Origin of the sequence: Streptomyces sp. ATexAB-D23 (genome assembly GCF_000373645.1) — a bacterium.
GTDB lineage: Bacteria > Actinomycetota > Actinomycetes > Streptomycetales > Streptomycetaceae > Streptomyces > Streptomyces castrisilvae.
The window spans coordinates 58,442-71,281 of the sequence record NZ_KB892057.1; the positions used below are offsets into that span (position 1 = coordinate 58,442).

Annotated in this window: 13 protein-coding genes; 8 read left to right on the forward strand and 5 right to left on the reverse strand. The window is 73.4% G+C overall.

What is annotated here, in order from left to right:
* Positions 1–64 precede the first annotated feature (64 nt).
* The 5 genes from B082_RS0130060 to B082_RS0130080 all read left to right on the forward strand — a co-directional run bounded on the left by B082_RS0130060 (position 65) and on the right by B082_RS0130080 (position 4,499).
* Positions 65–1,294: an NAD(P)/FAD-dependent oxidoreductase gene (locus B082_RS0130060; RefSeq protein WP_018555503.1), complete on the forward strand. Its 1,230-nt coding sequence runs from the start codon at positions 65–67 to the stop codon at positions 1,292–1,294.
* A gap of 66 nt (positions 1,295–1,360) precedes the next feature.
* Positions 1,361–1,726, forward strand: coding sequence for an Rv2175c family DNA-binding protein (locus tag B082_RS0130065; RefSeq protein ID WP_018555504.1), 366 nt, complete (start codon positions 1,361–1,363; stop codon positions 1,724–1,726).
* Between the two features lie 105 nt (positions 1,727–1,831).
* The gene (gene thiE, locus B082_RS0130070; RefSeq protein WP_026250345.1) at positions 1,832–2,485 is read left to right on the forward strand and encodes a thiamine phosphate synthase; all 654 of its coding nucleotides are present in this window, start codon (positions 1,832–1,834) and stop codon (positions 2,483–2,485) included.
* A gap of 128 nt (positions 2,486–2,613) precedes the next feature.
* Positions 2,614–3,531 (forward strand): methylenetetrahydrofolate reductase [NAD(P)H], encoded by a 918-nt coding sequence (gene metF, locus B082_RS0130075; protein ID WP_051094718.1) that lies wholly within the window; start codon positions 2,614–2,616, stop codon positions 3,529–3,531.
* Between the two features lie 50 nt (positions 3,532–3,581).
* On the forward strand, positions 3,582–4,499 hold the full coding sequence (locus B082_RS0130080; RefSeq protein WP_018555507.1) for a hypothetical protein: 918 nt from the start codon (positions 3,582–3,584) through the stop codon (positions 4,497–4,499).
* A 19-nt stretch (positions 4,500–4,518) separates the two neighbouring features.
* On the opposite strand, the gene B082_RS0130085 is transcribed toward B082_RS0130080, so the two are convergent.
* The 5 genes from B082_RS0130085 to B082_RS0130105 all read right to left on the reverse strand — a co-directional run bounded on the left by B082_RS0130085 (position 4,519) and on the right by B082_RS0130105 (position 10,557).
* The gene (locus tag B082_RS0130085) at positions 4,519–6,027 is read right to left on the reverse strand and encodes a phytoene desaturase family protein (RefSeq protein ID WP_202454111.1); all 1,509 of its coding nucleotides are present in this window, start codon (positions 6,025–6,027) and stop codon (positions 4,519–4,521) included.
* A 51-nt stretch (positions 6,028–6,078) separates the two neighbouring features.
* Positions 6,079–6,693 carry a DUF4126 domain-containing protein gene (locus B082_RS0130090; protein ID WP_018555509.1) on the reverse strand — a complete coding sequence of 205 codons (615 nt, stop codon included), beginning with the start codon at positions 6,691–6,693 and terminating at the stop codon, positions 6,079–6,081.
* 363 nt (positions 6,694–7,056) lie between these two features.
* Positions 7,057–7,668 carry a TetR/AcrR family transcriptional regulator gene (locus B082_RS0130095; RefSeq protein ID WP_018555510.1) on the reverse strand — a complete coding sequence of 204 codons (612 nt, stop codon included), beginning with the start codon at positions 7,666–7,668 and terminating at the stop codon, positions 7,057–7,059.
* 29 nt (positions 7,669–7,697) lie between these two features.
* Positions 7,698–9,785, reverse strand: coding sequence for a YhgE/Pip domain-containing protein (locus B082_RS0130100; RefSeq protein ID WP_018555511.1), 2,088 nt, complete (start codon positions 9,783–9,785; stop codon positions 7,698–7,700).
* Positions 9,757–10,557, reverse strand: a complete 801-nt coding sequence (locus B082_RS0130105) for an ATP-binding cassette domain-containing protein (RefSeq protein WP_018555512.1) — start codon at positions 10,555–10,557, stop codon at positions 9,757–9,759. The genes B082_RS0130100 and B082_RS0130105 overlap by 29 nt, the downstream gene beginning before the upstream one ends.
* Before the next feature lie 184 nt (positions 10,558–10,741).
* Between B082_RS0130105 and B082_RS0130110 the strand changes: the two genes are divergently transcribed.
* The 3 genes from B082_RS0130110 to B082_RS0130120 all read left to right on the forward strand — a co-directional run bounded on the left by B082_RS0130110 (position 10,742) and on the right by B082_RS0130120 (position 12,814).
* Positions 10,742–11,269, forward strand: a complete 528-nt coding sequence (locus B082_RS0130110; protein WP_018555513.1) for an SAV_6107 family HEPN domain-containing protein — start codon at positions 10,742–10,744, stop codon at positions 11,267–11,269.
* Between the two features lie 99 nt (positions 11,270–11,368).
* Positions 11,369–12,127 (forward strand): class I SAM-dependent methyltransferase, encoded by a 759-nt coding sequence (locus B082_RS0130115; RefSeq protein WP_018555514.1) that lies wholly within the window; start codon positions 11,369–11,371, stop codon positions 12,125–12,127.
* A gap of 285 nt (positions 12,128–12,412) precedes the next feature.
* Positions 12,413–12,814 carry a DUF3040 domain-containing protein gene (locus tag B082_RS0130120; RefSeq protein WP_018555515.1) on the forward strand — a complete coding sequence of 134 codons (402 nt, stop codon included), beginning with the start codon at positions 12,413–12,415 and terminating at the stop codon, positions 12,812–12,814.
* Positions 12,815–12,840 lie beyond the last annotated feature (26 nt).

Here is a 12,840-nt window from a genome sequence, read left to right on the forward strand (position 1 = left end):
GCGGGGAGGGCGGTGAATGCGGCCACCCCTTCCTGACGTTCCGTCAGATGCGTAAGGTGGACAGGTGAGCGAGCAACAGCAGCGGACGGAGCGCCGGGTCGTCATCGCCGGTGCGGGCATGGCGGGCGTGCAGACCGCCGTCGCCCTGCGGGAACAGGGCTTCACCGGCCCCGTCACCCTGATCGGCGCCGAACCCCACCAGCCCTACGACCGGCCCCCGCTGTCCAAGGCGGTGCTGCTCGGCAAGGCCGAGGAATCCGCCTTCGACATCGACTTCGACGGGCTCGGCATCACCCTGCGCCTGGGCTGCGAGGTGACCGGGGTGCGCTCCGGCGCCCATGAACTGGACACCTCGCAGGGCCCGGTCCCCTACGACGTCCTGGTCCTCGCCACCGGGGCCGAACCCGTCGCCCTGCCCGGCTCCGACGGGGTGCCCGGCGTCCACCTCCTGCGCACCCTGGACGACGCGGCCCGGCTGCGCCCCGTGCTCGAAGCGGGCCACACCGTCGTGGTCGTCGGCGCCGGCTGGATCGGCGCCGAATTCGCCACCGCCGCCCGCGCCGCCGGCTGCGCGGTCACCGTCGTCGAGGCCGCCGACCGCCCCCTGGCCGGTGCCCTGCCCGCCGAGGTCACGGCCCCGATGGCCGACTGGTACGAACAGAGCGGCGCCCGGCTCCTCACCGGGGCCCGGGTGGCCCGCGTCGAGCCCGGCGCGGTGGTCCTCGCCGACGGCCGTACCCTGGCCGCCGACGCGGTCGTCGTCGGCATCGGCGCCCGGCCCGCCACGGGCTGGCTGGCCGGCTCCGGCATCGCGCTCGGCCCCGAGGGGTCGGTGACCGCCGACGCCGCGCTGCGCACCTCGCAGCCCGATGTGTACGCGGTCGGCGACTGCGCCTCCTTCCCCTCGGCCCGCTACGGCACCCGCCTGGTCGTCCACCACTGGGACAACGCCCTCCAGGGCCCCCGGACCGCCGCCGCCCACATCGCGGCCGAGGACGCAGGGGAGATCCCGCCCTACGACCCCGTGCCCTACTTCTGGTCCGAGCAGTTCGGCCGGTTCGTCCAGTACGCGGGCCACCACGCGGACGCCGACACCCTGCTGTGGCGCGGCGACCCGGCCGGGCCCGCCTGGTCGGTGTGCTGGCTGCGCGACGGCGTCCTGGCCGCCGTGCTCGCGGTCGGCCGGCCGCGCGACCTGGCCCAGGGGCGCCGGCTCATCGAGGCGGGGGCCCGGCTCGACGCGGAACGGGCCGGTGACCCGTCCGTACCGCTGAAGTCGGCGGTGCTGCCGTGAGGGGCGCGCCCCTGAAGGGCCGAGTCCGGGTTTCGGCTGTCAGTCCGGGATGGCAGGCTTGTCCCCGTGACCGAGATTGACGCAAAGATCGATGCACTCGTCCCCGCCTGGCTCCACCTGCCCGACATCGCCGAAATGCTCGATGTCGAGGTGACGCGTGTGCGGCAGCTGGTCAAGGAGGGCCAGCTCATCGCCGTACGCCGTGGGGAGAACCGGGCCCTCCAGGTGCCCGCCGCCTTCATCGACGGCAGCCGGGTGGTCAAGGGCCTCTCCGGGACCCTGACGCTCCTGAAGGACGACGGCTACTCCGACGAGGAGATGCTCGAATGGCTCTTCACCCCCGACCCGACCCTGCCCGGCACCCCCGCGCAGGCGCTGAGTGAGAATCGCGGCACGGAGGTGAAGCGCCGCGCCCAGGCGCTCGCCGTCTGACCGACCGCAGTACCGGGAATGCGGGCCGCACCGCACGGGCGGCCCGCATTCCCGCGCCCGCACCACCGCTTCGCCGTCACCGTCTTCCCCGGGGGGAACCACACCATGTCCACGCCTCGCGCGGCGCTGTCCGATGCCCGGCTCTACCTGTGCACGGACGCGCGCAGGCGCCAGGGCGACCTCCCCGAGTTCCTCGACGCGGTGCTCGCGGGCGGGGTGGACGTCGTCCAGCTGCGCGACAAGGGCATGGAGGCGGCCGAGGAGCTCGACCACCTCGCGGTCCTGGCCGACGCCTGCGAGCGCCACGGCAAGCTCCTCGCGGTCAACGACCGGGCGGACGTCGCCCACGCCATCGGCTCCGACGTGCTGCACCTGGGCCAGGGCGACCTTCCGGTGCCCGCCGCCCGCGCGATCATCGGACCGGACGTGGTCATCGGCCGCTCCACACACGCCGAGTCCGAGGTCGACGCGGCCGTCGCCGAGCCCGGCGTCGACTACTTCTGCACCGGCCCCTGCTGGCCCACCCCCACCAAGCCCGGCCGGCACGCCCCCGGACTGGACCTCGTGCGCTACGCGGCCTCGCTCGCCCCCGCCCGCCCCTGGTTCGCCATCGGCGGGATCGACGCGGACAACCTCGACCAGGTGCTGGACGCCGGAGCGCGCCGGATCGTCGTCGTACGGGCGCTCACCGAGGCGTCCGACCCGGGCGAGGCCGCCGCTGAGCTGGCACGAAGGGTCCGCGAGCGCGCCGGAGCCTGACCGGGACGCTCCCGCCCGGACAGCGACTCTGGGACGGATCTGTCCGAAGGGTGGACAAGAATCAGTCAATTCCGGCAAATGACCCTGGTTCGGTTGGGGGGTCGCTCCACCCTGGTTAACCTGCCGGTATGGCCCTTGGCACACCCTCCACCAGGACAGATCACGCGCGTACCGTGCGTGAGATGCTCGCGACCGGCGAGACCTCGTACTCGTTCGAGTTCTGGGCGCCCAAGACCGAGAAGGGCGAGCGCAACCTGTGGAACGCGCTGCGCCGGGTCGAGGCGGTCGGGCCGAGCTTCGTCTCCGTCACGTACGGGGCCGGTGGCTCCACCCGTGCCGGGACGGTCAAGGCCACCCAGGACATCGCCGCCGAATCCACGCTCACCCCGGTCGCCCACCTCACCGCGGTCGACCACTCCGTCGCCGAACTGCGCAACATGGTCGGCCAGTACGCGGACGCGGGCATCCGGAACATCCTCGCCGTGCGCGGGGACCCGCCGGGCGACCCGATGGGCCCGTGGGTCGAGCACCCGCAGGGCGTGAAATACGCGGCGGACCTGGTCCGGCTGATCAAGGAGGCCGGCGACTTCTGCGTCGGCGTCGCGGCGTTCCCGGAGAGGCACCCGCGCTCCACCGACTGGGACACCGACGTCCGGCATTTCGTGGACAAGTGCCGCGCGGGCGCCGACTACGCGATCACGCAGATGTTCTTCGACCCGGACGCGTATCTGCGGCTGCGTGACCGGGTGGTCGCCGCGGGTTGCGACACCCCGATCATTCCCGAGGTCATGCCCGTCACCAGCGTCCGGCAATTGGAGAGATTCCCCCAGCTCAGCAACGCGAAGCTGCCCGAGGAGCTGAAAGAGCGCATCCTCGCGGTCAAGGACGACGCCGCCGCTGTACGCTCCATCGGTATCGACTTCGCAACGCGGTTCTGCGCGAAGCTGCTGTCCGAGGGTGTGCCCGGACTGCACTTCATCACGCTGAACAACTCGACTGCGACGCTTGAGATCCACGAGAATCTCGGACTGCACAGGCAGTCGTGACCGGCCGTACCCGCCACGATCCCGGGCGGTGGCCGTAGAAGGGGGCGGGCATGGGCTGGACGGTCCTCTACATCGCGTTCGGTGTCGTCGCGCTGTGGCTGCTCGGCGAAGTGCTGCTGCAGTACAAGGCGCGGCTGCGCTGGCGTCTGCTCGCCTTCACGGGCTTCCTCGGCGTGGTCATCGGCGTCCTGGTGCCGTCCGTGCCCGTCATCGCCCTCGGCGCGGTGGCCTTCGCCACCGGCCAGACCTACGTCACGCTCTCGTTCCGCAAGGGCTTCTCGACCGGCTGGGCGATAGGGGGCAAACCGGGGGAGAGTCGCCGCCGGCGCGGCGGACGCGACCGCAAGCCCACGCTGGAGGTCTCCGGCCTGGAAGTGGAGTACGAGGGCGACGCCCCGCCCGCCCCGCAGGCCGTCCCGGCCGCCCCGCAGTTCGCCCCGGCCGCGGTCTACGAGCCGGAGCCGATGCCCGAGGACACCGGGCAGTACGGCGTCTACACCGGCCAATCCCCGTCACAGCCCCAGCCGCAGCAGCAGTCCCAGGAGTCCCAGGGCGCGCCGCAGTACGACGCGTACGACCCCTACGCCGGCTACCCGGCCCCCCAGCCCCAGGACCAGGGCGCCTACGCCGGCCAGGACACCTACGCCGGAACCGGGCAGTACGACTACGGCACGGGCCAGCAGCAGTACGCCGCCTACTCCGACCCGTACATCGGCACCACCACGGGCACCCCGCAGTACGGCACGTACGACAGCTACGGGAACTACGACGCCTACGGCGGCCAGCAGCAGCACACCGGGGCGTACGGGCAGTCGGACGCCTACGCCTCGGAGACCCCGCCGGGCGGTGTCTGGGTGCCGCAGCAGCGCGAGGGCGAGCAGTACCCGCCGGAGCAGCCCGCGGCCCAGCCGCCGGCCCCGTATCCGCACGGCTACGACCCCGGCCACAACGAGCAGTACCGCTACTGACGGCCCGCCGGCCGGCACCTCACTGGGACCCGCGGAAGCCGTCCCCCTCGACCACGGTCCCCGCGACCAGCGCCCCGGACATGCCCGCGTGCGCCAGACCGCCGCCCGGATGCGACCAGCCGCCCGCCAGCAGCAGACCGGGCAGCCGTGTGCGGTTGGCGGGGTGCAGGAACCCGCCTCCGGCACCCGCCAGCGCGGGCGGGGGGACGGCGCCGCCCTCCGCGCCCGTGTCCTCGGCGGTCTCGGCGGGCGTCCGCACCCAGCTGTGCAGCACCCGCTCGCGCAGGCCGGGCACGGCCGCGTCCGCCGCGTCGATCAGCGTGTCCGCGTACCGCGCCCGCAGCGCCTCGTCCGTCCAGTCCACCGGACCGTGCGGGGCGACCGTCGCCGTCAGCGTCACCGCCTCGTGCGCCTCGTCGGGGCGGGTCGACGGGTCGTCGGGCCGCAGCACGGTCACCGTGGGGTGCGCCGCGGTCCGTCCCCCGAACACCGCCTCGCGCTCGTCCGCCCCGTCCGCCGGGTGCACCACCGTCCGGTGCGCCGCGTCCGCCGGCCGGCCCCCGCGCAGCGCCAGCAGGACCACGAAACGGCCGGACCCGCCGGCACCCGGACGCACCGTCACCTCGCCCTCGCCCCACAGCTCCTGACCCGGCACCAGGTCAGGACGCGGCCGGACGCCCAGCACCACGTGGGCGGCCTCCGCGACCGTCCCGTCCGCCAGCTCCACGCCCGCCGCCCGGCCGTCCTTCTCCAGGACCCGGGCCACCTCGGCGCCGAGGACGAACTCCACCTTCCGCGCCAGGCACCGCTCGTACACCGCCCGAGCCAGCTCCCGCATGCCGCCCACCACGTACCAGCTGCCGAACGTCTCCTCCATGTACGGCAGCAGGGCCGCGCTCGCCGGGGCGCGCAGCGGGTCCAGGCCGTAGCCGAGGGCGTATCCGTCGAGCAGGGCCGCCAGCCGGGCATCCGCCAGCTCCCAGGCGCCGATCTCCGCCACCGTCCCCGCCCGCCGGGCCGGGCGCAGCAGCCGCCGCCGTTCCTCGGCCGGATACGGATCGCGGGCCAGCACCTGCCGGTCGGGGCGCAGCGGCTCCTCCAGGAGCGGCCGGCGCGAGCGGTCCCAGGCATCCCTGGCCCGGTCGAGGAACGCCCCCCACTTCGCCCCCGCCCCGCCGCCGAGCGCGGCGTCCAGGGCGGCGACGGTCCCGGCGCGTGACGCGTTCGGCAGGGACACCGCGGTGCCGTCGGCGAAGACATGACGGCTCGCCGGGTCCACCTGGGCCAGCGTGACGCACCGCTCCAGCGGCTCCTTGCCGGTCTTCACGAAGAGGTCCCGGTAGACCGCGGGGAGCGGGAGCAGACCGGGCCCGGTGTCGAAGGTGAAGCCCTCGGCTGCATGCCGGCCGAGCGAGCCGCCGTACGTCCCGGACCGCTCGTACACCGTCACCCGGTGGCCTGCCACGGCCAGCCGGGCCGCCGCCGCCATCGCGCCCATCCCGGCGCCGATCACCGCAATTCGTGCCATGGCTGCGACCTTAACGGCCGCCACCGACAGCCCGGCCGCCGGCCTCGGCCGTCAGGCCGGTGGCGGGAAGGCGGCCTGGGCCCGGCGTTTCTCCTCGCGGCGCTGCGCCCTGCGGCGCAGGAACCGGCGGATGCGGGAGGCCAGGAAGACCAGAATCACCAGGCCGGTCAGGAGCAGCGTCCCGGCGATGGTCGCCGCGATCCACGGATGGAATATCGCGAAGGTGACGACACCCGCGACGCCCAGGTCCTCGACCGCGCTCAGCGCGATGTTGCTGAAGGGCTCGGGGGAGGTGTTGACCGCCATCCTCGTGCCGGCCTTCACCAGATGGCTCACCAGCGCGGTGGAGCCCCCGATGGCCCCGGCCGCGATCTGCGGCAGCGAACCGCTCTCACCGGCCAGCAGGGCCGCGACGACCGCGCCCGCCAGCGGCCTGACGACGGTGTGCACCGAGTCCCAGACCGTGTCCACGTACGGGATCTTGTCCGCGACCACCTCGACGAGGAAGAGCACCGCGACGACCACGAGCACGTCGGTGCGCTGGAGCGAGGCGGGCACCTCGTCGCTGACACCGGTCGCGCCGAAAATGCCGAGCAGGAGGACCACCGCGTACGCGTTGATCCCGCTCGCCCAGCCGCTTGTGAACACCAGAGGGAGTACGGACACGGACGTGATCGTAGCCAAGGGGTCCGACAGTGCGGCAGGGCGCGGAGGCCCGGAGCTGAGTACGCGTACTCAGCGGGCGGGATGAGTAGCCGCACGGATGGGCCGGGACCTGCCCGAAAGGCAGAGTGGTCGGCACGGAAGGGGCGCTGCCCCGGTACCCGCCGGCACGGGGTGGCGGAACCGGAGCGGCGCTCCCGTCCGAACGGGGGTGCGCGGCGGAGGACTCGGGACCACGGGGGACACGGGGTCACGGGGGATGGTCCTCCGGCAGCACGGAAGGCGCCGGTCAAGGCGGGCTCGGAAGCATCGGGCCACGCCGGACCGGCGCCTTCGTGCGTACGCGGTCGTGGCCGACCGGCGGGCTCAGTGGCCGCTGACGCGGCCGCGCAGCAGCAGGGACAGCGCCGAGTGCACGTCGTCGATCGAGCGCTCCGGCTGGAACGCCTGCCAGTCCAGCGCCGCCACCAGCACCATGCCGACGAGCGCCGCCGCCGTCAGCGGCACGTCGATCTCCTCGCTCAGCTCACCGCCCGCCACGCCGTCCGCGATCACGCCCTCCACCACCGCGACGGCGTCGCGGCGCACCACCAGCAGGGTGGACTGCCAGGCGCGGTTGGTGCGCCACAGCTCGGCCACGTACAGCTGGGTGAAGGCGGGATAGCGGTCGATGAAGACCAGACCGGCCCGGATCATGGCGTCCAGCGCCTCGACCCGGCTGCCGCCGCGCGCGGCGGTCTCCTCGGCCGCCGTCCGCAGGGACGCGGTGAGCAGCCCGACGCCGTGGCGCAGCAACTCCTCGAACAGTTCGGTCTTGCTCTTGAAGTTGTAGTAGACCGTGCCCTTCGCGACCCCGGCGCGGTCGGCGATCTCGTCCACCGTGGTCGCCGAGAAGCCCTTCTCGGCGATGAGGGTGACGGCCGCTTCGTAGAGCTTCTGCCGGGTGGCCTGGCGGCGCGTGCTGCTACTGCTTTCCATACCTCCGATTCTCACAGGTCCCGGTGCGCTCACAGGCTCAGCTCCGGGTGGAGCCGCTCCAGCGTCCACATCTGCTTGCGGCGCGCGGTCAGCGCGGTCAGCGCGAGCGCCCCGGCGGTGAAGGCCACGAGGACCGCGCAGCCCTGCCAGACGGGGCCCAGGCCGCCGCCCGTGATCAGCCGGCGCAGCCCCTCGACGACGTAGCTCATCGGCAGGTAGGGATGGATCGCGTTGAAGAAGCCCGGACTGGTCTGTACGGGGTACGTGCCGCCCGCCGAGGTCAGCTGGAGCATCAGCAGCGCGAGCACGAGGATGCGCCCCGCCGCTCCGAAGCAGGCGTTCAGCCACTGCACGATCGCCGCGAAGCAGCAGGTGACCAGGGCCAGGAATCCGAGCGTTCCGGCGGTGTGTGCCATCCGCAGGCCCGGCCCGAAGTGCAGGACGGTCATCAGCGCGGCCACCTGGAGCAGCCCGATCGCGGCCACCGGCAGCCAGCCCGCCATCGCGATCCGCCGGGCCGGTGCCCCGGCGGCCAGGGCGCGCCTGCTGAGCGGCTGGATCAGCATGTACGCCACCATCGCGCCGACCCAGAGCGAGAGCGGGATGAAGTAGGGCGCGAAGCCCGTGCCGTAGTTGGGGGCGGAGTGCAGCGACTGGGAGGCCAGCCGCACGGGGTCGGCCATGACCTCCGTGCGGGCGTCGCGGTCGTTCTTGTCGTAGTCGGGGATCTTCCCGACGCCGTCGCCGAGGCCCTGGGCGAGGGTGGCGGAACCGTCGCTGAGCCGGACCATCCCCTTGTCCAGGTCGGTCGCGCCCTTGTCGAGCTTGCCGACGCCGGTCTTCAGGTCGGCCGAACCGGTCCTGGCCGTGGCCAGCCCGGTGTGCAGCTGGTCCGCGCCCTTGGCGACCTTGTGGGCGCCGGTGTTGAGCGCGTTGACCTTCTTGACGGCGGCTTCGAGGTCCTCGTCCAGATGCGGGGAGCGCGCGGCGAGGGCCTTCGCCTGCTTCTCCAGGGTGGTCAGCTGGGTGCGCAGCTTCTTGAGGTCCCCGTTCTGGTTCTCGACGAGGGCGTTCACGTCGTCGGCCACGGCCGCGACATCGGCCGCGGACGTCACGGCGCGCTTCAGCGGCGGGCACACGGCGGGGTCGGGGTCCGGCTGCTCCTCGCACTGGGTGCGGTGGACCTCGGTGAGGTCGTCGGCGGCGGTGTGCGCGGCGGTCGCGGCGGTGGGCGCGGCCTTCACGAGCAGGTCGAGGTTGTCCCGCACGGTCCTGGAGGAGTCGGCGACGAGCCGGGCGGTGTCCCCGATGGCCTTGCCGTTGTCCTTCAGGAAGGGGCGTACGTCGGCGGCCACCCCGTTGACCTTGTCGGCGAGCAACTGGGTGCCGTCGGCGACCTGGTGCGAGCCGGTCTTCAGGTCGCCCGCGCCCTTGTCCAGCTTCACGATGCCGTCCGCCAGCCGGCTGCTGGCGGACTTCGCGTCACCCAGCCCGTCGGCGAGGTCCTTGGAGCCCTTCTTCGCCTTGCCGATCCCGCTCCTGAGGTCGGCGGCGCCCTTGGCCGCCTTCGCCGTCTCGTCGTGCAGGTCGGAGAAGCTGATGAAGATCCGGTCCAGGAACCCGCGCGACGCGTTGGCCGAGGCGGCCGTGCGGACCTCGGAGAACACCGTCCGCGAGATCTGCCCGACGATGTAGTTGTTCGCGTCGTTGGTACGCACCTGGAGCGCACCGGTCTCGGGGGAGTCGCCCGCGCTGGAGGCGATGCGCTCGCTGAAGTCGGCGGGCATGCGCAGCGAGAGGTAGTACGTGCCGTCCTCGACGCCCTTGTCCGCCTCGGCGGCGGAGACCTCGTGCCAGTCGAAGACCTTGGAGTCGAGCAGCTTGCCGGTGATCTCGTCGCCCGCGGCGATGCGCTCGCCGTCGGCGGTGGCGCCCTTGTCGTCGTTGACCAGGGCGACCGGGATGCGGTCCAGGCGGCCGTACGGGTCCCAGAAGGACCACAGGTACAGGGCGCCGTAGAGCAGCGGGAGCAGGAGGAGCGCGGCGAGGGCCGCGCGCGGCAGCCGCCCCCTGCCGAAGCGCCTCAGCTCAAGCGTGGCCAGTCTCGGCGAACGCATCGGCCGCCCCCTCCTCGTGCGTGGTCGTGACGGATTCCCCGGTCTTCGCCGGTCCGCCGGCGTCGGGGGTGCCGGAAGCGGTGCCCGTGCGTACGGTGACGGCGTCCTCGGGGGCCTCGCTGCAGACGGCCAGCACGGTCGTCCCCGCTCCGGCGACGGAACGCAGCAGCTGCCAGGCCTCGGCCCGCTCGGCGCCGGACAGCTTGAGGTCGGCGTCGTCCACCGCGAGCAGCCGGGGCCGGCCGATCAGCGCGAGGGCGACGGAGAGCCGCAGCGCCTCCAGCCGCTCCAGGTCCCGTACGGCGGTCCGCTCGGCCTTCGGGAGCGTGGCGGGGTCGAGTCCGGCGGAGTCCAGGGCCGCGTCGATCCGGTCGCGCGCCGCGGCGGTCCGCTCGCGGGGCGACCGCAGCAGGGCGCGCACGGGGCCGCCGTAGCGGCGCTGGAGCAGGGCCCGCTCGCGCAGGTGCTCGGCGACCGTGAACGCCGGGTCCAGCTCGCTGACCCCGGGCACCGGGCCCAGGGCCGCGATACGGCGCACGGCGGCGGCCCGGCGCGGCAGGGCGAGGCCCCCCGTCCCGGCCGCGCCCTCGGTGGGGCGCATACGGCCGGTGAGGGCGAGCAGGAGACAGGTGCGGCCGGAGCCGGACGGGCCCTCGACCGCGATCAGGGAGCCGGGCCCGGCGTCGAACGTCACGTCGCGGAAGGCCCAGCCGCGCGGTCCTTCGAGCCCGAGGCCCTCGGCACTGACGGCTGCTCCGTGCGGACTGTCCACTTGCTTCGGCCTGTCCACGGAACCCCCTCCTCTTTGAACTGACTGGTCAGTGCAAAAAGGTAGCCCGAACTCGCGATCGAAGCAAAAGCCCAGGTCAGGACCGGATCGAGGTCGATTGTCAGTGGGGGCCGTCACGATGGATACAGACGGCCACGAAGCCGTTACCGAGACAGGAGGTTCTGTCATGGCCCACTCGTCCGCAGCCGCCGCCCCGCGACGCCGCGCAGACGGCCCTGCTCCCTCACCGACCGGCCCGGCCCACGATGTCCACCCCGTCGTCCGGCGCACCACCGCGCCGCCCGCCGCCCTCGATCTCCTCGCCCAGGCCCGTGCCGGCCTGGCGGAGGCAGCTGTTCTCGACGTGCCCAACGAGCGGTACGCCACGGCACACCTCGCGGCCCTGCGCACCGCGGCGGCCGTGCTCGCCGTCCGCGGCCGCCCCGAGACCTCGCGCCGGCGCCGGGAGAGGATCCGCAGCGCCTGGGAGATCCTGCCGGAGCTGGCCCCCGAGCTGACCGAGTGGAGCGCCCTGTTCGCCGCGGGCGCCACCCGGCGGGCCCGTGCGGAAGCGGGGATACCCGGCGCGGCGGGCCGGCGGGACGCGGACGACCTGCTGCGGGACGCGGCGATGTTCCTGCGCCTGGTCGAGCGGCTGCTCGTGCTCCAGCCGGTGCTGCCACAGCCCCGGGGGGAGCGGCCCGACGCGGGATGACCGCGGGGGCGGTGCCAGGCAATAGGGTGGACAGGACCTATCACCTGCGCTGTTCACGCTCCGCCCCCGCCGGCGGCCCGTGCCGAGGAGTCAACTGCCGTGTCGGACCCGCTGCGCCCCCGCGCCTCCCTCCGTACCGCTGTGGTCTGGGAGGTCCTCAAGGACGCCCTCGACCGCCGGGTCAAGGCGACCGGCAGGGACGCCCTGGACGTGCTGGACACCGGCGGCGGCACGGGTAACTTCGCCGTGCCCGTCGCCCGTCTGGGCCACCGGGTCACGGTCGTCGACCCCAGCCCCAACGCACTGTTCGCGCTGGAGCGCCGGGCCGCCGAGGCCGGGGTCGCCGACCGGGTCCGCGGGGTGCAGGGCGACATCCTCGGCCTCTTCGACGTGGTGGAGCGCGGTGGTTACGACGCGGTGCTCTGCCACGGCGTCCTGGAGTACGTGGACGACCCCGCCGAGGGAGTGCGGCACGCGGTGGAGGCGCTGCGCCCGGCCGGTGCGCTGAGCCTGCTCGCCGCCGGGCTGGGCGGAGCGGTCCTGGCCCGCGCCCTGGCCGGCCACTTCACCGAGGCCAGGCACGCGCTCGGCGATCCGGAGGGCCGGTGGGGCGAGGGCGACCCGATGCCCCGGCGGTACACCGCCGAGCAGCTCACCGCGCTGGTCACAGGGGCCGACGTGGAGGTCGGCGCGGTCCACGGCGTCCGCGTCTTCGCCGACCTCGTCCCCGGAGTCCTGGTGGACACCGAACCCGGCGCGATGGAAGCCCTGCTCAAGCTGGAGGCCGCGGCCGCCGAACTGCCCGCCTTCCACTCGGTGGCCACCCAGCTGCACGTCCTGGGCACCAAGTGCGGCTGAGACACCGGCCGGGTGACCGGCGGCAGCGCGGCTGATCAGCAACGCAGCCGCAGACGGAGTACGCACCGGCAGCCCCGTTCGGGCCCCGGGCCCCGTATGATCGGGGGACACCATCCGGCATGACGGATCGGAGGTTGGGGAATCAACGCCTCAGCAGCTGAGCCGCCGTGGCGGCCCGGACTGGCTGATTGGCAATGAGGGCGGGTTTCACGGGGGCGATTCCCTGCCTATCCTGGAAGGGCCGCATACCGGCCGCCCCCCGCGGCCGACGACGAGGAGGACTCCGTGCCGCTCTCGGAGCACGAGCAGCGAATGCTCGAGCAAATGGAGCGAGCGCTGTACGCCGAAGATCCCAAGTTCGCGACAGCGCTCGAGGGAAGTGGGCTGCGTACATACACCCGGCGACGGGTCTACCAGGCAGTTGCTGGCTTTCTGGTGGGTATCGCGCTCCTCATGGCCGGAATGGTCGCTCAGCAGATCTGGGTCAGCGTGGTGGGCTTTCTCGTCATGCTGGGCTGCGCGGTGCTCGCGGTCACGGGCTGGCGCAAGGCACCCAAGCCGGGCGAGCAGCAGCAGGCGGTGCGCGCCGGTGGTGCGAGTGAGCGCCGGCAGTCCCGACAGCGCCGGTCCGTGATGAACCGGATCGAACAGCGGTGGCAGCGCCGCCGCGACGAGCAGGGACAGTAGACGTACAGAGCGTTTCGCAGAGGTAC